The organism is Anaerovorax odorimutans (genome assembly GCF_024459955.1).
Lineage (GTDB): Bacteria > Bacillota > Clostridia > Peptostreptococcales > Anaerovoracaceae > Hominibacterium > Hominibacterium odorimutans_A.
In genome coordinates, this window is sequence record NZ_JANFXK010000061.1 from 1 (window position 1) to 1,047 (window position 1,047).

A 1,047-nucleotide genomic window follows, 5' to 3' on the forward strand; every position below is an offset into this window, starting at 1 on the left:
AATACCGGTTCATGGCAATGCCTTGTTCATCCGTGTCAAGGGATAACCACTCTGGCTCCGTTTCAATGGGATGTTCCCGCTTTTTCAGAAACAGAATATCGGAAGTTACCGTAGTACCCGCGCTTTTCTGAAAGGTATCATTAGGCAGGCGGATCGCTCCTAAAAGCTCGGCCCTCTGGGCGATGTATCTGCGAATTGCGGGATTTTTCTTGTCCATGGTCCCGGAAGAGGTCAGAAAAGCAATGACTCCGCCCGGCCGTACTTTATCCAGTGATTTTGCAAAGAAATAGTCGTGGATCAAAAAAGGATGCTGGTCATACCGTTTGTCCGATACTTTGAACTGGCCGAACGGCACATTTCCGATTGCCACATCAAAGAAATTGTCTGGCAGCTCTGCGTGCTCATATCCCTGTACAGTAATGACAGATTCTTGGTACAGCTGCTGGGCAATGCGGCCGGAGATGCGGTCCAGCTCTACGCCATAGGTTTTGCACTGGGATAAACTGTCTGGTTTCATGCCAATAAAATTGCCAGTGCCACAAGAGGGTTCCAGAAGATTTCCTGACGTTATCCCCATATGTTCCAGGGCTTGATACATACAGCGTATGACCATCGGCGGCGTATAAAAGGCGGTCAAGGTCGATTCCCTTGCCGCCGCATATTCTTCTTCGGTCAGAAGCTGCTTCAGTTCCGAATATTCCTTTGTCCATGCGGTTTTTGTTTCATCGAAGACATCTGGCAAACCGCCCCATCCCACATAGCCGGAAAGAATTTCTTGTTCGGCCGGTGTGGCCAGCCGCTCTTCTGTTTCACATGCTTTCAGCGTTTGGATAGCCGCAACATTTGCCCTGTATTTTTCCTTTGGGCCTCCTTGTCCCAAGGCGTCATTTTGTATGCGGTATTGGTGTCGCTCTGCTTCCCGTGTATCTTTCGACAGGCTCTCTTGTTCTGTGCCGGATGGTTCCTTTTGCTTTTCAGACCTTTCGCTTGTGGCGGTTTTCTCAATAGATTCTCTGACCACCTCTTTCTGGGGAGAAGAAAAAGCAG

At 49.3% G+C, this 1,047-nt stretch carries 1 protein-coding gene; it reads right to left on the minus strand.

Translation table 11 applies throughout. From position 1 onward, the window contains the following. Positions 1 to 1,047, minus strand: a 1,047-nt coding sequence (locus tag NE619_RS17805; protein ID WP_256133835.1) for a class I SAM-dependent methyltransferase, incomplete at both ends; no start/stop codon positions are given.